Here is an 18,365-nt window from a genome sequence, read left to right as displayed (position 1 = left end):
GTATGGCATATGCTTATCTGCGACCCGTCCCGCATCCATGGCTGCCGTGATGTCCCTGACCGCCCTGCCTGTGTTCACCGTGGTGACCGCGTCTGCTGCCGGAAGCGGCGGATGGGGAGGAAGCGGTGGAAGAGGAGCAGCTATAGCTGTGGGTCCCGTCCGGGCACACCCAGTCGCCTTCCTCAGACCAGTGTCCGTCACAGTCCCCATGGTCATGGGTGGTGCAGTATTCATAGCTGGTACAGTCCCCATAGCCCCTTGGACACGTCCAGTCCGCGCCAAAGGCAAGGCTGCTGCCTGCTGCCATTAATACGATTCCTGTTACTGCTGTTGCTATTATAGTCCTGATTTTCATGATTTTCAATCTCCTTCTTAATTAGTGTCTCATCCATAATACGATTGTGAAGGCCGTATCCTTTCAGGATGATTGAAATTCTGTTATGAATTGCAAAAACATGCTTAAAACGGATATTGGGAATAGGAAAAAGGGGAACATGAAGATGCCTCCGGCCGCGAATCCAGGCCAGAGGCATTTCCAAACATTATAAACTAGCTGTACCATTACATACAATTAGAGGATTAATTCTTTTTCGCTGCCGTGTTATCCCTTGGAAGGATTACGTTCAGCAGGATTGCCACACAGGTTGCAACCACAACAGGGGACTTACCAAAGATGGTGGTTGCCCAGTCAGGGAATGCTGCCAGGGAATTGGCTGCCTGTGTAACGCCCATTCCTAATGCTACGGAAAGGCCTACGATGGAAGTATTGCGGTAGTTCATGTCCTCTGTCATGACTAACTTGATGCCGGTCATGGCAATGGATGCGAATACTGTGATGGTAGCGCCGCCCAGTACACACTGGGGAATGGTGGTCAGGACTGCTGAGAACTTGGGAATCAGGCCTGCAACCAGCAGGATGACAGCCGCCATTCCGAGAACGATGCGGTTGATTACCTTGGTGGTCACTACGATTCCTACGTTCTGGCTGTAGGTGGCGGTTGGAAGCCCGCCCAGCACAGCGCCTATGATATTGGAGATACCGTAACCCACAATACCTCCCTGTAATTCTTTGTCCTCCGGCATACGGTCCATGGAGCCGGTGGTGGTTGCGGAAAAGTCACCGATTGCCTGGATTGAATTGATGGCAAATAAAAGGCCGATTGCAATACAGGAAGAAGGATCAAATATTACCCCAAAGTGCAGCGGGGTCGGGAACTGGAAAATACCAGCCGAGGCAACGCCGCTGAAGTCAACCAGCCCAAATCCCAGGGCAACGGCATAACCCACAATCACGCCGATAAGGATGGAGGCCAGTTTCAGGATACCTTTGGTGAAATGATTTAAAACGGTGACAACGGCTAAAGTAATCAACGCAGTTGTCCAGTTCTGCCATGAGCCAAAGCCCAGTTTACCGATTTCGCTTGCCAGGGGCTTGCCGGCTCCGCCTGCCATGTAGTTGACGGCAGTGGGATATAAGGAAAGACCGATGGTAAACACAACAGTACCGGCGATTAACGGCGGGAACAGCTTGCGTATCTTCTTAATGGAAAAACCAACAATGATTGCCACCACGCCGCCTACAATCTGGGCGCCTAATATCATCGGAACCCCCAGCCCGCTTTCATGGCCTGCAATGGCCTGCATGCTGGGGACATAAGCAAAACTCACACCCATGATGACAGGAAGGGCGGCTCCGATATGAAGACCGTTCTTATTGCCGATGGGGAAAAGCTGTAATAGTGTGGCTAAACCTGCCACAACAAGGGCTGCCTGTATTAAAAAGACTTTATCAGTGGGATTGAGCCCTGCTGCTCCTGATACGATAATGGCGGGGGTTACGCACCCCACGATTGCGGCCACCACATGCTGCATTGCAAGTGGGAACGCCTGGGAAAAACTGGGTTTTCCATAATAGTCAAATAAAGCTGATTGATTACCTGCCTGATTCATATTTAAGTTCCTCCTTGGGCTTATTGGTGAATTTGAGTTCCGGTCAGTCCTTGGATTCCCTCTTTTGCTTTTTCAAGCAAGGTTATGAGTGCAGTACGTCCATCTTTGGACTCTGCGAATTTCACAGCGGCCTGAACCTTTGGCAGCATGGAGCCAGGGGCGAAATGTCCCTCTTCCATGTATACCTTGGCCTGGTCCGGTGTGAGATTATCCAACCACTTTTCTTCCGGTTTTCCGAAGTTGATAGCTACCTTTTCTACTGCAGTGAGGATGATTAAGAAATCAGCGTTCAGTTCCTCTGCTAACAGCTCACTGGCAAAATCCTTGTCAATAACAGCGCTGGCGCCCTTTAAATGATTGCCCTGACGGGTAACCGGGATTCCGCCGCCTCCGCAAGCGATGACCAGCTGACCGGAGTCAACCAGGGAGCGGATAGCGCCGATTTCAACAATTTCAGCTGGCTTTGGAGAAGCAACCACACGTCTGTAACCGCGTCCTGCGTCCTCCTTCATGATGTATCCGTATTTCTCGGATGCAATCTTGGCCTGTTCCTCGGTCATGAAGTGGCCGATTGGCTTGCTGGGGGTGTCGAATGCAGGATCTTCTGCATCCACACGCACCTGTGTGATCATGGTAGCAACCGGGATATCGTACATTTCGCGGTTGTAAAGTTCCTCTCTCAGGGCATTCTGAAGGTCATAGCCGATATAGGCCTGGCTCATTGCCACACAGACGGAGAGGGGAGTGTTTGGCTGGTTTGCGTCCTCGCGGCTCAGGGCAGCCATGGCATTGTTGATCATGCCGACCTGCGGGCCGTTTCCATGGGCTACGATGACTTCGCAACCTTCTTCGATGAGGTCCACGATAGCCTTAGCGGTAATCTTAACAGCTATCATCTGCTCAGGAAGTGTGTTGCCAAGTGCGTTGCCGCCCAATGCGATGACAATACGTTTTTTCTTGTTTTCCATAGTGAAATTCCCCTTTACAGGCGGGATATGAGGGTATCCCGCATTGTTATTTGCACAATACAACTTATTTTGGAGACAAAAAGGGCCGCAGGACCGTTGTCCGGCAGCCCCTACAATGTACTACGACTAGGTTTGGGATTTATTTGAATACTCTTGGTGTTCCTTTTTCTTCCAGTTTCTTTAAGATTTCAGCTGGATCAGCAAACTTAGCTAACATGATCATGGCAGCGATTACATATGGCTTGTAGCTTGCTTCCTTGTACAGGGGATCGCGGTAACGGTCGAATACAGATGCCTCAACCTCGCCGTCCTTGCAGCTTACATCGTTGATGTCAGCAGGTAAGCAGTGCAGGTACAGGGCCTTGCCGTCCTTGGTGGTCTTCATCAGTTCTTCGGTACAGCACCAGCCCTTGTGCTCTGCGTTCTGAGCCAGCAGTTCTTTCTCAAGGGCCTTGATTCCCTCGGAATCGCCTTCAGCGTACAGGTTGGTTCTCTTTTCCATGGCTGCGAACGGAGCCCAGCTCTTCGGATATACGATATCAGCATCCTTGAATGCGTCAGCCATGTCATGGGATACGCGGAAGGAACCGCCGGTAGCTGCTGCGTTCTTCTTAGCAACTTCCTCAACCTCAGGCATGATCTCATAACCTTCCGGATGAGCCAGGACAACTTCCATACCCATACGTGTCATCAGGCCTACAACGCCCTGAGGAACGGAGAGCGGCTTGCCGTAGGAAGGAGAGTAAGCCCATGTCATGGCTAACTTCTTGCCCTTTAAGTTCTCTACGCCGCCGAACTCATGGATGATGTGCAGCATATCAGCCATACACTGTGTGGGATGGTCGATATCGCACTGTAAGTTAACCAGGGTTGGCTTCTGCTCAAGGATGCCGTCCTTGTGGCCCTGTGTGACAGCGTCAACCACTTCGTGCATGTAAGCATTGCCCTTGCCGATGTACATATCATCGCGGATACCGATGACATCAGCCATGAAGGAAATCATGTTAGCTGTCTCGCGGACAGTCTCACCATGGGCAACCTGGCTCTTACCCTCGTCCAGATCCTGGACTTCCAGGCCTAACAGGTTACATGCGGAAGCGAAGGAGAAACGTGTACGTGTGGAGTTGTCACGGAATAAGGAGATGCCAAGGCCGCTCTCAAATACCTTTGTGGAAATGTTGTTCTCCCTCATGTAGCGCAGGGCGTCGGCAACGGTCCATACTGCTTCCAGTTCCTCATCGGTCTTCTCCCAGGTCAGGAAGAAGTCGTTCTCGTACATTTCCTTGAAATTGAGGCTGCTTAACTTATCAATGTAATCCTGTAATGTTTTCATTTGATTAACTCCTTTAATATGATTTATTTATATTTTTTGGTTTCAATGTCTGGGTGCCCGGGCCTGTAATCCTTCGGCGGCTTTCAGCATAAGCCGCCGAAATAAAACAGGTCACTAGGACTTCATGGAAAATGGTTTACGAATAAGCAGGATGCAGTTATATTTTATTTTTCATAGGGCGTATGCCCTATGCTTCTTGGCCGCCCCACAGGCCAAGAAGATGGCACTGCGGACCAGCGGGATGGCAAAACCACACTGAATGGCAGCCAAAAAATCACCCTGCGGACAATAATCTAAAATAATGATATTCCTTACTTACAATACACAGTCGGCAGTGCCGCATAAACAGCCGCACATGTAACCAGATCCTGCTTCCAGGTAATCTCATTGGGGGCATGGGCCTGAGCCTCTGCGCCAGGTCCAAAGCCGATGCAGGGGATACCGTTACGTCCCATGATGGAAACGCCGTTGGTTGAGAAGGTCCACTTGTCTGTGAGAGGACGTGCCTTCCTCATTTCCTCGGTAGCGGCAACACCGATACGCTCATTGCCGTACAGGTTCTTGTAAGCATCTTCCAGGGCCTTGGTGACTTCGTGGTCTTCCGGGATGACCCAGGTTGGGAAGTAGCACTCGATTGGATATGTAAGTCCTTTGTAGGAAGGACGGGAATACTCATACATGGAAACAGTAACATCATCGCCATATTTCTTAACAGCAGGAAGGGCGCGGATCTCATCCAGGCAGCTCTCCCATGTCTCACCGGCAGTCATGCGGCGGTCAAGGGATACGGAGCAGGAGTCGGCAACTGCACAGCGGCTTGGGGAGGTGAAGAAAATCTCGGAGGTGGTAACCGTGCCGCGTCCTAAGAAGTTGGCTTCCTTCCACTCTGGATTGTATTTCTCATCTAACATCTTCACAAGGCCCTTGACTTCCTTGTCATCAGCAGCGTCATTCTCGTTCAGTGCGCGTACATCCTGAAGGATATCGGCCATCTTGTAGATTGCGTTGTCGCCGCGCTCTGGGGCGGAACCGTGGCAGGAAACACCCTTGACGTCAACACGGATTTCCATACGTCCCCTCTGTCCGCGGTAGATGCCGCCGTCAGTAGGCTCTGTGGATACAACGAAGTCAGGACGTACCTTGTCTTCATTGATGATATACTGCCAGCAAAGACCATCACAGTCCTCTTCCTGGACCGTACCGGTTACCAGAACCGTGTACTTGTCGCTTAACAGGCCCAGGTCCTTCATGATCTTAGCGCCGTAAACAGCACTTACGATACCGCCGCACTGGTCAGACACGCCGCGTCCGCCAATCTCGGTGTCGTTCTCATAACCTTCGTATGGATCGAAGTTCCAGTTGTTCTTATTGCCGATACCAACCGTATCGATGTGGGCGTCAAAGCCGATTAAGGTCTTGCCGGTTCCCATGTAGCCAAGTACGTTGCCCATGGGGTCAATCTCAACCTTGGTGAAGTCAAGCTTCCTCATCTCTTCAGCGATGCGGTCGATGTGTGCCTTCTCATCGCAGCTCTCACCTGGGAACTTAACGATATCGCGTAAGAATTTGGTCATGTCCTTCTCGTAATTCTGTGCTGCTTCTTTGATTTTTGCGTAATCCAGACTCATTGTTTTCATTTCCTCCATATACATTTGCATTCATATTGTGGTGGTGCCGCCCGGCGGGGGTGAACCGCGGGGCAGCGGTGGTGATTGGGTTTATTGGATGATGCTTTATTGCTTATTTATCGAGACCTTTCCATACAATGTTCTTGTAACGGTCAGGGTCCGTATCGCCTTCTGTTGAGAAGAGCAGGACTTTGGAAGATCCGTCCAGTCCGATGTCATTTCTCAAATCCTTGTACTCATCCATGGTCATGACGGCTGCCAGTGCGCCGAATGGAGCAGCGCCGGATTCACCGGATGTAACAGGTGCGTCGCCCTTAATGGGAGCGCCCAGCATACGCATGCCGTTTGCAGCTACCCAGTCAGGGGCAGCGATGAATACTTTTACATGGTTCTTTAAGATATCCCAGGAGATGGTGTTGGGCTCGCCGCATGCAAGACCGGCCATGATGGTTTCCATGTCGCCGTCCACGATGCGGATGTCGCCGTCGCCAGCAGCAGCGCCCTTGTAGAGACATGCGGCTGCTTCCGCTTCCACAACAACGAAGGTTGGCGGGTTATCAGCGTAAAGGTTGGAGTAGTAACCCACAACCGCGCCTGCCAGGGAACCGACGCCTGCCTGTACGAAAATGTGGGTCGGACGCTCACAGCCGTATTCCTTTAACTGCTCGCCAGCTTCCATGGCCATGGTTCCGTAGCCCTGCATGATCCAGGCCGGAATCTCCTCGTAGCCGTCCCATGCAGTATCCTGCACAATCACGCCTCTCTCTGTCTCGTCCGCCTCTTTGGCTGCCAGACGTACACAGTCATCGTAGTTCATCTCCTGGATGTCTACCTGTGCGCCTTCCTTTGCGATGTTCTGAAGACGTGTCTGGGTGGAACCCTTAGGCATATGTACAACGGCCTTCTGGCCTAAGCGGTTGGCTGCCCATGCAACGCCGCGGCCGTGGTTGCCGTCTGTGGCTGTGAAGAAGGTTGCCTGGCCAAATTCTTTTCTTAACTGGTCAGAAGTGAGGACGGAATAAGGAAGCTCGGACACATCCTTGCCTGTCTCGCTGGCAATGTAGCGCGCCATTGCGAAGGAACCGCCCAGTACTTTAAATGCGTTCAGGCCAAAGCGGTAGGACTCATCCTTTAAGTAAATCTCTTTTACTCCCAGGTACTCAGCCATGTGGTCCAGCTTTGTAAGTGGTGTCTTGCTGTACTGAGGAAAGCTTTCGTGGAAGGTCCTTGCCTTTCCGATTTCCTCAAGGCCCATGATCGGCAGGTTCTTATCATCTGTCTTTGGCATATGATTGACCGCCCATTGAATCTTCTGATCCATATTACATAATCCTCCTTGTATGTGTGTTGCTGTTTATGATTATAATGTTATTTCTTATCATCTGCCTTGCGGCTGTTAACGTCAATGTAACTGTACAAAGTGAATTTGGAGATTCCGAAGTACTTGGAAACTTTGTCACCCGACTTAGTGATAAGGAAGGCGCCTGCATCGTTTAAGAACTGGATGGCAGTTACTTTTTCCTCCTTATTCATAAGGGCGGCCGGCTTCCCGATAAGGGCCACCGACTGTTCAATCAGGGTGTCTAACAGGTCATTGACATTGTGGACAATCTGTTCGGGCTGCTGCTTCACGTCCGCTTGGGGTTCGGTATCGATGAGGGCTTTGATGGAACGGTCCACGGTCATCAGTCCGGTTATATCATAATTAAGGGAAAGCAGGTAATCAATGGAATCGCCTTCCTTATTACGGATATAAAAGGTACTGGATTTCAGTATCTTGCCGTTGGATGTACGGGTAAGGTATCCAAGATGGTCTTTTAAAGTGGCCGGATCCTTGTGAAGGGTCTCCAGAACTACCTTGGAGGGTCCGTCGCCTTCCTGGCGGTTGGTCACGTGCCCATTATTGATATGTACAATGGAGTGTTCCAGGTCATGCCTTGCCAGGTCGTGGATCACAATTTCACAGTCTGGTCCGAACTGCCTTGCCAGGCCATCAGCAAGCTGCTTTAAAAGGTCTAGTGTGTATGCCATAGCTTTCTTCTTCCTTTCTTCGGACTCTTCAAATTCCAATCAGTTTCTGGTTACTTTGTACAATAAACATTTCGCTATGTTGTGACGCGTTGTTTATGATTCCATCATAGCACAAAAAAAATGAATTGCAAGAGGTTTTTACAAAAAAATTTAGAATATCTAAAAAATTTTGCATTTTATGCTTGCAAATGGGGTTATAAGGTGTTAGTATAGGGTTACAGGAAGTCCTGTTCTATCTTATTAAAGTTTATGGTTTTAAGATGGGATTTAGGACAAATTGTTTCTGTCTGACACATATAATTCATTTAAAGTATTCTATAAAAGAAAAGGAGAGAGGTTATGTTAGTTATTGGGAACGGACGTCTGGTGACAAGGGATGCCGCTAATCCATTCATTGAGAATGGCGCGGTGGCAATGGACGGGAATGTGATTAAGAAAGTAGGGACACTGGAAGAAGTGAAGAAGGAATTCCCGGAGGCTGAGTTCATTGACGCCAAGGGGGGCGTCATCATGCCGGCGTTCATCAATACCCATGAGCACATCTACAGCGCCATGGCCAGAGGACTTTCTATTAAGGGATATAACCCGAAAGGATTTTTGGATATCCTGGACGGGATGTGGTGGACCATTGACCGCCATCTGACCAACGAGCAGACCCGCCAGAGCGCAAGGGCCACTTATCTGGATTCCATCAAGAACGGCGTCACCACTGTGTTTGACCATCATGCCAGCTTTGGCGAGATCCACGACAGCCTTTTTGCCATCGAGGATGCTGCCAAGGAGATGGGTATCAGGACCTGCCTCTGCTATGAGGTTTCGGACAGGGACGGCATGGACAAGGCAAGGGCTGCCGTTATGGAGAATGCGGCCTGGATCAAGCATGCCCTGGCTGATGGGACAGACATGCTGGCAGGCATGATGGGTATGCACGCACAGTTTACCATTTCCGATGAGACCATGGAGCTGGCAGCGGCCAACAAGCCTGACGAAGTGGGATACCACATCCATGTGGCTGAGGGCATTGAGGACCTTCACGACTGCCTTAAGAAGTACGGCAAGAGGATTGTGGACCGTCTCATGGACAACAATATCTTAGGAAGCAAGACACTGTTAGGCCACTGTATCTATGTAAATTCCCATGAGATGGATCTGATTAAGGATACGGATACCATGGTCGTACATAACCCCGAGTCCAACATGGGCAATGCCTGCGGATGCCCTCCAACCATGGAGATCGTGCACAGGGGTATTTTAACCGGTCTTGGAACGGACGGCTATACACATGACATGACCGAGTCCATGAAGGTGGCCAATGTACTGCATAAGCATCACCTGTGCGATGCCAACGCGGCATGGGGCGAGGTTCCCCAGATGCTCTTTGAGGGCAATGCAAAGATTGCGGGCCGTTACTTCAAGAAGCCTCTCGGTGTGCTCAAGGAAGGCGCTGCCGCAGATGTGATCGTAACCGACTACATCCCGTTAACACCGATGGATGCTTCCAACATCAACGGACACATCCTGTTCGGAATGACCGGAAGGAGCGTCATCACCACTGTATGTAACGGCAAGGTCCTTATGAAAGACCGGGAACTGATTGGCCTGGATGAGGAGAAGATCCTTTATGAGGTAAGGGAAGAGGCTAAGAAGCTGGAGCGTTCCATCAACGGTTAAGGATGCGCGGATGGAAGGAACTGCCTTCCAGGCCTGGATAGGCTTTCCTCTATAATGAAGAAGGCGCAGCATGTATAATTAAGTAAACAACTGATTGCAGGGCGGCGGGAATCAGCACCTCAGGGAAACATACCCTGGGCGGCTGAGCCGGATGGAGGACATTGGCCTGGGGGATTTCTAAGCCCCGCGGCCCTTGTGTCCGGTGCTGGGACCTGGTCTGGTGCTTATAATAAGGAGGATAAGAATAAAATGAGCGATATCATGACACCCATTCCATTTGGAAACCTGATGAACTGGATTCTAAAAGAGCACAAAAAAGGTGCTGTTTTCGGAGTCAGGAAACCTTTTAAGGCAGACCCGGAAAAGAATTATGAGATATTCGGCCGCAAGCTGGAGACACCCTTCGGTCCCGCGGCAGGCCCCCACACCCAGCTGACCCAGAATATTGTTGCGGCTTATGTAGCCGGCAGCCGTTTCTTTGAACTGAAGACCGTACAGAAGCTGGACGGCGAGGACCTTCCTGTTGCAAAGCCATGTATCAAGGCGGATGACGAGTGCTATAACTGTGAGTGGTCCACGGAGCTGTATGTTCCCCAGGCATTTGACGAGTATGTGAAAGCATGGTTCGCATGTAAGGTGCTGGCTAAGGAATACGGCCTTGGTGCCATGGACGGGTTCCAGTTCAACATGTCTGTTGGATATGACCTGGAGGGCATTAAGCTGGAGAAGATTGACCGGTTCATCGAGGGCATGAAGGATGCATCCGGGACAGCTGTTTTCAATGAGTGCAGGCAGTGGCTCCTCGATAACCTTGACAAGTTTGAGAAGGTGACAAAGGAAGATGTGGAGGGAATCTCCCCGCAGGTCTGCAACTGCGCAACCCTTTCCACCCTTCACGGATGTCCTCCGCAGGAGATTGAGCGCATTGCCCGTTACCTGATTGAGGAGAAGAAAGTACATACCTTCATCAAATGCAACCCCACCCTTCTGGGATATGAGTACGCAAGGAAGCTTATGGACGACATGGGCTATGACTACGTTGCATTCGGCGATTTCCACTTCAGGGATGACCTTCAGTATGAGGATGCGGTTCCCATGCTTGAGAGGTTACAGGCCCTGGCTGATGAGAAGGGACTGGAATTCGGCGTTAAGATTACCAACACCTTCCCGGTTGACGTGAAGCAGAATGAACTTCCAAGCGAAGAGATGTACATGTCCGGCAAGTCCCTGTATCCCTTATCCATGTCAGTTGCCATGAAGCTGGCTAAGGACTTTGGCGGCAAGCTGCGCATTTCCTACTCAGGCGGCGCTGATTACTTTAATATAGAAGATATCGTGGATGCAGGCATCTGGCCCGTGACCATGGCAACCACCATGTTAAAGCCGGGCGGCTATGAGAGGCTGGAGCAGATCGGCCAGATTTTTGCAGGAAAGGATGCGGCTGCGTTCACAGGCGTGGATGCTGATAAGGTGGCTGCACTGGTAGAGGCTGTCAAGAGCGACAAGCACCATGTAAAGGCAGTAAAACCCCTTCCCTCCAGGAAGATTAAGAAGCCGGTACCGCTGACAGACTGTTTCGTGGCCCCGTGTCAGGAAGGCTGTCCGATCCACCAGGATATCACCCGCTATCTGCAGCTGGCCGGAGCCGGTGAGTTTGAACAGGCCCTGGAAGTCATCCTGAACAAGAACCCGCTTCCATTCATCACAGGCACCATCTGTGCACACAACTGTATGAGTAAATGTACCAGGAACTTCTACGAGAGTCCTGTGGATATCAGAAGGACCAAGCTGGAAGCAGCTGAAGGCGGCTTTGAGGCAGTGATGTCTAAGTTCAAGGCTCCGGCAGTGACCACGGATAAGAAGGCTGCTGTTGTGGGCGGAGGACCGGCAGGACTGGCGGCTGCTTACTTCCTGGCCAGGGGCGGCGTAAAGGTAACTGTCTTTGAAAAGGAAGCAAAGATGGGCGGCGTTGTCCGCAACGTGATTCCGGGATTCCGTATCTCCGATGAAGCCATTGACAACGATGTGAAGATTGTTGCAGCCATGGGCGTGGAGATGGTGAATGGAAAGGAAATCACTTCCATTGATGAGTTAAAGAAGGAATATGATTACGTTGTCCTGGCAGTGGGCGCTTCTGATAAGGGAACCCTTAAGCTGGAAGCAGGGGATACCATGAATGCATTGGATTTCCTGGCTCAGTTCAAGGCAACGGACGGCAAGCTGGATTTAGGTAAGAACGTGGTTGTCATCGGCGGCGGCAACACTGCCATGGATACCGCAAGGGCGGCTAAGAGGAACGCGGGTGTGGAGAAGGTTTCCCTGGTATACAGAAGGACCAGACGCTTCATGCCTGCTGACGAGGAAGAACTGGTGATGGCAATGGAGGACGGCGTGGAATTTGCCGAGCTTCTGGCCCCGGTTAAGCTGGAGGACAAAACCCTGTACTGCAGGAAGATGGTCCTGGGCGACTATGATGCCAGCGGACGCCGAGGCGTCGTGGAGACGGACGAGGTTGTGACCGTGCCGGCTGATACGGTTATCGCAGCCGTGGGCGAGAAGGTTCCGGGCGCATTCTACGAGGAATGCGGCATTGCCCTGGACAGCAGAAGACGTCCCCAGGTAAACCAGGATACCCTGGAAACCAGCGTGAAGGGCGTGTACGTGGCTGGCGACGGCCTGTATGGACCTGCCACGGTTGTTGACGGAATCCGCGACGGCAAGATGGCCGCAGAGGCAATTGTGGGCAAGGTACTGGCAGAAGACCTGTTCAAGCTGTCTGACGCTGGCACCATCTATGGCCGCAAGGGCAGGCTGGCAGAGGAGAATGACCATATCGTTGACAGCACCAGATGCCTGTCCTGTAACAGCTACTGCGAGAACTGCGTAGAGGTATGCCCCAACAGGGCCAACATTTCCCTGGTTGTCCCGGGAATGGAGAAGCACCAGATCATCCATGTGGATTATATGTGTAATGAGTGCGGCAACTGTAAGAGCTTCTGTCCATGGGACAGCGCGCCGTATCTTGACAAGTTCACCCTGTTTGCCAATGAGAAGGATATGGAAAACAGCAAGAACCAGGGCTTCACGGTTCTGGATGCTGTGAGCGGCGCCTGCAAGGTAAGGCTCCAGGGCAATGTGATGGATTACACGGTTGGTTCCGCGAACGGGGATGTGCCGGACGGAATCCAGAAGATCATTGCAACTGTAATCAAAGATTATTCTTATATGTTATAAATGAAAATGTGCGCCGGGGGCTGCAGGTGTGTCTGACAGCCCCGGGGTGTGTTTGAAAATTGTGTTCCGTCAGCTGACGGGAATGAATTTTAAACATATCCTGGCGCAGCAGGAAGTTCCCGGTGAAGATAGGGGGATTTCCTTATATTCCAGTGCGTGTTTGAAAGTCCATTCCCCCTGCCCTGATGAAGCCATCAAAGGTACCCCTTAGGACAAAGCAGGACCAGCTTCGCGGTTTGTCCGGTCCTGGGGCGTGTTTGAAAATTCATTCCCGCCATCTGCACGCCCCACTTCGCGGTATATTTGGTCCCGATTCGGTCAACGTAGCCCGCTACGCCTCCCTCATCGGAACCAAATCTCCCACAAAATGGGACGCACAGCTGACGGAAAGCAATTTTTAAACACGCCCCAATCCGGCAGTCCGCAGGACAGGGAGAGGAATGTGATTTTCAAACACGCGCTGAATTGTTAAAAAAATAACGTTATTCTTTTGGTAGAATAAAGACAGGAACTTCTGTCTGTGACAGGATCACGGCAGATTGATGAGGTGTTTTCGGATGGCTAGGGAAAAGACGGAAAAGGTGGTATTTACCTTCCATACCACGACGATGGCTATGAGGATGGAGCAGTGCGCAAAGGATGCAGGAAGCCCGGGGCGGCTGATACCTGTGCCAAGGCAGATCAGCGCCGGCTGCGGCATGGCCTGGAGCGCCCCGGCAGCAGAACGGCCAGGGCTGGAATCACTGATTCAGGAAAACGGGATAGAGACAGAGGGAATCCATAATCTTTTTTTATAAAGCTATTTTACGTTGGAGCGTAAAGGCAGGAGGTAAAGATGGGAGAGAACTATAGTTTTACGGTAAATGGAGTGATGCGCAGCACCAGTGAGGATAAACCTCTTCTGCGTTATCTGCGTGAGGACCTTCACCTGCATTCTGTAAAGGACGGATGCAGCGAGGGCGCCTGCGGCACATGTACAATCGTGGTGGACGGGAAGGCGGTTAAATCCTGCATCCTGACAACCAAGCGCGCAGTGGGGAAGAACATCATTACCACGGAAGGCTTAAGCGATGCTGAGAAGGAGGCATTTGTATACGCCTTCGGCGCAATGGGATCCGTGCAGTGCGGATTCTGTACCCCCGGCATGGTTATGGCGGGCAAGGCCCTGATTGACAGGGTGCCGGACCCCACTGAGGAAGAAATCAAGGTTGCCCTGAAGGGAAATATCTGCCGCTGTACCGGATATAAGAAAATCATCGAAGGCATCCAGCTGACCGCAGCCATCCTGAGAGGGGATGCGAAGATAGAGGAGTCCCTGGAAAAGGGCGATTCCTACGGGGTGGGAGAGCGTGCCTTCCGCCTGGATGTGCGGGAAAAGGTGCTGGGATACGGCGAATACCCTGGCGATGTGGAGATGGAAGGAATGGTTTATGCATCAGCCGTTCGTTCTAAGTATCCGCGGGCAAAGGTGCTGGATATCCACACCGGGGAGGCGCTGGCCCTTCCGGGAGTATTGGCCGTGCTTACGGCCGAGGATGTGCCTAATAATAAGGTGGGCCATCTCCAGCAGGACTGGGATGTGATGATTGCAAAAGGCGATATCACCCGCTGCGTGGGCGATGCCATATGCCTGGTTGTTGCCGAGACAAGGGATATCCTGGAGGAAGCAAAGAAGCTGGTTAAGGTTGATTACGAGGAACTGACCCCGGTATGTTCTGTCCATGAGGCCATGGCTGAGGACGCGCCCAAGGTCCATGAAAAGGGAAATCTGTGCCAGAGCCGCCATGTGACACGCGGCGATGCAAAAAAGGCGCTGGAGAATTCCAAGTACGTGGTGACCCAGACCTACACCACTCCGTTTACAGAGCATGGGTTCCTGGAGCCGGAATGCGCAGTTGCATTTCCTTATAAGGATGGTGTCAAGGTTTATACCTCAGACCAGGGCGTATACGATACACGTAAGGAAATCTCCATCATGCTGGGCTGGGACCCGGACCGCATTGTGGTGGAAAACAAACTGGTTGGCGGCGGTTTTGGCGGAAAAGAGGACGTTTCCACCCAGCATATCGCCGTACTGGCAGCCTTAAAGGTACAGAAGCCGGTTAAGGTAATATTCTCCAGACAGGAGTCCATTAATTTCCATCCAAAGCGCCATGCAATGGAAGGAACCTTCACCCTGGGCTGTGATGAAAACGGAATCTTCACAGGACTTGACTGTGAGATTTACTTTGATACAGGCGCATATGCCTCCCTGTGCGGACCCGTGCTTGAAAGGGCCTGCACCCATTCCGTGGGACCATACTGCTATCAGAACACGGATATCCGCGGCTTCGGCTATTACACCAACAATCCGCCTGCAGGCGCGTTCCGCGGCTTTGGCGTGTGCCAGAGTGAATTTGCGCTGGAATCCAATATCAACCTTCTGGCTGAGAAGGTGGGCATTTCCCCATGGGAAATCCGCTACCGCAATGCAATCGAACCAGGCAAGGTGCTTCCCAACGGACAGATTGCCGACTGCTCCACCGCGCTGAAGGAAACACTTATGGCGGTTAAGGATGCATATGAGGGCAATCCCGGCAGGGCAGGAATCGCATGTGCCATGAAGAACGCAGGCGTGGGCGTGGGCCTTCCTGACAAGGGGCGCGCAAAGCTTGCGGTCCATGATGGAAGGGTGGAGTTATATGCGGCTGCTTCCGACATCGGACAGGGCTGCGCAACCGTATTTGTACAGATGGTTGCAGAGGTAACAGGACTTAAGAAGGACCAGATTAAGAACATGGGCGCCAATTCCGAGGTTGCACCGGATTCAGGCACCACCTCCGGTTCACGCCAGACCCTGATTACGGGCGAGGCGGTGAGGATGGCCGCGGCAGACCTTTTGGAGGCCCTTAAGGAAGCCGGCGGTGACATGACACAGCTGGAAGGCAGGGAGTTCTTTGCTGAATTCTTTGACCCCACAGACAAGCTGGGAGCGGATGTCCCCAATCCAAAGAGCCATGTGGCCTATGGTTTTGCAACCCATGTGGTCATCCTGGACGATGACGGCAAGGTAAAAGAGGTGTATGCTGCCCATGATTCAGGCAAGGTCGTGAACCCGATTTCCATCCAGGGACAGATTGAAGGCGGCGTGCTGATGGGACTGGGATATGCCCTGACAGAGGATTTCCCATTGAAGAACGGCGTTCCGCAGGCCAAGTACGGCACACTGGGACTGATGCGTTCCACACAGATTCCGGATATCCATGCGATTTATGTGGAGAAGGAAGAACAGCTGCCATTTGCATACGGCGCAAAGGGAATCGGCGAGATTGCCACCATCCCCACGGCCCCGGCAGTCCAGGGCGCTTATTACGCCATGGACCATGTGCTGAGGACAAAGCTTCCTATGGAGAATACATTCTATAAGAAAAAGAAATAAATGAATAAACGGCAGATGCTGGGAATGGATTTTCAAACAGGCCCCGGGGAGGGGGATTTCCTGACCAGGTATCTGAAACGGACGGCGAAAGGCAGGTATCCTGCTTTTCGCTTGTTCCACATAAGCGCATGTTTGGACGAAACATATTACAGGAGGTGACGGGATGGATGGTACAATCAGGTTCCGTTTCGCGGAGCGGGGAGATATCCCCCTGATTCTCAGGTTCATAAAGGAACTTGCTGATTATGAGGGGATGCTGGACCAGGTGGTGGCTACGGAGGAACTGCTGGACCAGTGGCTGTTTGAAAAGCAGAAGGCGGAGGTGCTTCTTGGAAGCTGTGACGGGGAAACCGTGGGCTTTGCCTTGTTTTTCCATAACTTTTCCACCTTCCTGGGCCGGGCAGGCATTTATCTGGAAGATTTATATGTATGTCCCGGGTACCGGGGCCGTGGATTTGGGAAGGCATTTTTAAACCAGCTGGCTTCCATTGCAGTGGAACGGGGATGCGGCCGTCTGGAGTGGTGGTGTCTGGACTGGAATAAGCCAAGTATTGACTTTTATCTGGGCATGGGCGCCAAGGCCATGAGCGACTGGACGGTCTACCGGATAGACGGGGAGCAGTTAAGCCGGATGGCGGATCAGGGACAACAGCTTTATCACATAGACAGAACAGGAGAGTGAGGATTATGAAGCAGATATTAAAAGGCGGGACAGTGGTGACCGGAAGCGGCAGTTTCCGGGAGGATGTGCTCATTGACGGGGAAAAGGTGGCTGCTGTAGGCAGTACGGAAGAAATCGCGCGTCTGGCGGACCAGGACACCCAGGTGGCGGATGTGACAGGCTGTCTTCTGTTCCCTGGATTCATTGATGCCCACACCCATTTTGACCTGCATGTGGCAGGAACCGTGACCGCGGATGACTTTACAACGGGAACCAGGGCAGCTGTCAGGGGCGGCACCACCACAATCGTGGACTTCGGCACCCAGTATGCGGGCGAGAGCCTGGCGGACGGGCTTAGGAACTGGCATGAAAAGGCGGACGGCAAATGCTCCTGCGACTACAGCTTCCACATGTCCATTTCGGACTGGAACCCATCGGTCAGCAGGGAACTGGATGATATGATGGAAGAAGGCATTACTTCCTTCAAGCTGTACATGACTTATGATACCCAGGTGGATGACAGGACAATCTTCGAAATCCTTAGGAGGCTGAAGGAAGTGGGCGGGATTACTGGAGTGCACTGTGAGAACAGCGGCATGATTGCGGCCCTCCAGGCAGAGGCAAAGGCAGCGGGAAGGATGGGGGTTGAAAGCCATCCGGCCACGCGTCCGGCTGCCGCGGAGGCAGAGGCCATTGACCGCCTGCTGCGCCTGGCAGAGGTGGTGGATATCCCTGTAATCGTGGTGCACCTTACCTGTAAGGAAGGCTATGATGTCATCATGGAAGCAAGGAGAAGAGGGCAGAAGATATACGCGGAGACCTGTCCCCAGTACCTGCTTATGGATGACAGCCTTTACGGACTTCCGGGCTTTGAAGGCGCTAAATACGTGTGTGCGCCTCCATTAAGGAAAAAGGAGGATTCCCAGTGCCTGTGGAAGGCCCTGGCTGACGGCACCATACAGACGGTTTCCACGGATCACTGCAGCTTTACCACGGAGCAGAAAAAGCTTGGCATGGATGATTTCACCAAGATACCGGGCGGTATGCCGGGGGTTGAGACAAGAGGAACCCTTCTTTATACATACGGCGTGGATACAGGAAGGATTACCAGGGAAAAGATGTGTGAACTCCTGTCGGAGAATCCGGCTAAGCTGTACGGCATGTATCCGTTAAAAGGCGCAATTGCGCCGGGAAGCGACGCGGACATCGTGGTGATGCGGACCGGTGTGGATGACGTGGTAACGGCCGGTGACCAGATACAGAACGTGGACTATGCGCCCTTTGAGGGAAGGAAGCTGACCGCGCGCATCGAAAGCGTGTACCTGCGCGGCACCCAGGTGGTGAGGGACCATCAGGTTGTGGTGGAGAAGGCAGGTAAGTTTGTTAAGCGCGGGAAGTATGATCTGTAGGTTTTTTAAGTGCTAAAAATGCTGTGTACAGGTTTGGTGAGCGTGAGAAATGCTGTATATAG

General features: G+C 52.1%; 14 protein-coding genes and 1 pseudogene. 7 read left to right on the top strand and 8 right to left on the bottom strand.

What is annotated here, in order from left to right; all coding sequences use genetic code 11:
- Positions 1–13: 13 nt before the first annotated feature.
- From MCJ35_RS15125 to MCJ35_RS15095, 7 genes are all read right to left on the bottom strand, one after another.
- The gene (locus MCJ35_RS15125) at positions 14–355 is read right to left on the bottom strand and encodes a hypothetical protein (RefSeq protein ID WP_025486515.1); all 342 of its coding nucleotides are present in this window, start codon (positions 353–355) and stop codon (positions 14–16) included.
- A gap of 224 nt (positions 356–579) precedes the next feature.
- Entirely contained in the window at positions 580–1,950 is a 1,371-nt protein-coding gene (locus MCJ35_RS15120) for a uracil-xanthine permease family protein (protein ID WP_025486516.1), read from the bottom strand.
- Positions 1,951–1,970: 20 nt separating this feature from the next.
- Entirely contained in the window at positions 1,971–2,918 is a 948-nt protein-coding gene (gene arcC, locus MCJ35_RS15115) for a carbamate kinase (RefSeq protein ID WP_025486517.1), read from the bottom strand.
- A 139-nt stretch (positions 2,919–3,057) separates the two neighbouring features.
- Entirely contained in the window at positions 3,058–4,251 is a 1,194-nt protein-coding gene (gene ygeW / locus MCJ35_RS15110) for a knotted carbamoyltransferase YgeW (RefSeq protein WP_025486518.1), read from the bottom strand.
- A gap of 311 nt (positions 4,252–4,562) precedes the next feature.
- The gene (locus MCJ35_RS15105; protein ID WP_025486519.1) at positions 4,563–5,879 is read right to left on the bottom strand and encodes a YgeY family selenium metabolism-linked hydrolase; all 1,317 of its coding nucleotides are present in this window, start codon (positions 5,877–5,879) and stop codon (positions 4,563–4,565) included.
- A 112-nt stretch (positions 5,880–5,991) separates the two neighbouring features.
- Complete coding sequence (gene dpaL / locus MCJ35_RS15100) at positions 5,992–7,200, bottom strand: diaminopropionate ammonia-lyase (protein ID WP_008717909.1); 1,209 nt, start codon at positions 7,198–7,200, stop codon at positions 5,992–5,994.
- A 47-nt stretch (positions 7,201–7,247) separates the two neighbouring features.
- Positions 7,248–7,910: a helix-turn-helix transcriptional regulator gene (locus MCJ35_RS15095; protein ID WP_008717908.1), complete on the bottom strand. Its 663-nt coding sequence runs from the start codon at positions 7,908–7,910 to the stop codon at positions 7,248–7,250.
- A gap of 339 nt (positions 7,911–8,249) precedes the next feature.
- Between MCJ35_RS15095 and ssnA the strand changes: the two genes are divergently transcribed.
- Both ssnA and ygfK read left to right on the top strand, forming a co-directional pair.
- Positions 8,250–9,581, top strand: a complete 1,332-nt coding sequence (gene ssnA / locus MCJ35_RS15090; RefSeq protein WP_025486520.1) for a putative aminohydrolase SsnA — start codon at positions 8,250–8,252, stop codon at positions 9,579–9,581.
- 249 nt (positions 9,582–9,830) lie between these two features.
- Positions 9,831–12,815, top strand: coding sequence for a putative selenate reductase subunit YgfK (gene ygfK / locus MCJ35_RS15085; RefSeq protein WP_025486521.1), 2,985 nt, complete (start codon positions 9,831–9,833; stop codon positions 12,813–12,815).
- 194 nt (positions 12,816–13,009) lie between these two features.
- Here ygfK and MCJ35_RS32120 read toward each other — a convergent pair.
- Positions 13,010–13,156: pseudogene (locus MCJ35_RS32120) on the bottom strand (DUF6783 domain-containing protein); the annotation flags it as partial.
- On the opposite strand from MCJ35_RS32120, the gene MCJ35_RS32115 reads away from it, so the two are divergent.
- The 5 genes from MCJ35_RS32115 to hydA all read left to right on the top strand — a co-directional run bounded on the left by MCJ35_RS32115 (position 13,115) and on the right by hydA (position 18,303).
- Positions 13,115–13,216, top strand: coding sequence for a DUF6783 domain-containing protein (locus MCJ35_RS32115; protein WP_327395555.1), 102 nt, complete (start codon positions 13,115–13,117; stop codon positions 13,214–13,216). The pseudogene MCJ35_RS32120 and the gene MCJ35_RS32115 sit on opposite strands and share 42 nt — an antisense overlap.
- A 156-nt stretch (positions 13,217–13,372) precedes the next feature.
- Positions 13,373–13,612, top strand: a complete 240-nt coding sequence (locus MCJ35_RS15080) for a putative Se/S carrier protein (RefSeq protein WP_008717899.1) — start codon at positions 13,373–13,375, stop codon at positions 13,610–13,612.
- A gap of 38 nt (positions 13,613–13,650) precedes the next feature.
- Complete coding sequence (gene xdh / locus MCJ35_RS15075; RefSeq protein ID WP_025486523.1) at positions 13,651–16,233, top strand: selenium-dependent xanthine dehydrogenase; 2,583 nt, start codon at positions 13,651–13,653, stop codon at positions 16,231–16,233.
- A gap of 163 nt (positions 16,234–16,396) precedes the next feature.
- Positions 16,397–16,915, top strand: a complete 519-nt coding sequence (locus MCJ35_RS15070; protein ID WP_008717893.1) for a GNAT family N-acetyltransferase — start codon at positions 16,397–16,399, stop codon at positions 16,913–16,915.
- Between the two features lie 5 nt (positions 16,916–16,920).
- Positions 16,921–18,303: a dihydropyrimidinase gene (gene hydA, locus MCJ35_RS15065; RefSeq protein ID WP_025486524.1), complete on the top strand. Its 1,383-nt coding sequence runs from the start codon at positions 16,921–16,923 to the stop codon at positions 18,301–18,303.
- Positions 18,304–18,365: the final 62 nt, after the last annotated feature.

The sequence above is a fragment of the Enterocloster sp. OA13 genome (genome assembly GCF_022440595.1).
Lineage (GTDB): Bacteria > Bacillota > Clostridia > Lachnospirales > Lachnospiraceae > Enterocloster > Enterocloster hominis.
The sequence above is the reverse complement of the archived record's forward strand: the minus strand, read 5'-3'. Positions and strand labels throughout refer to the sequence as shown.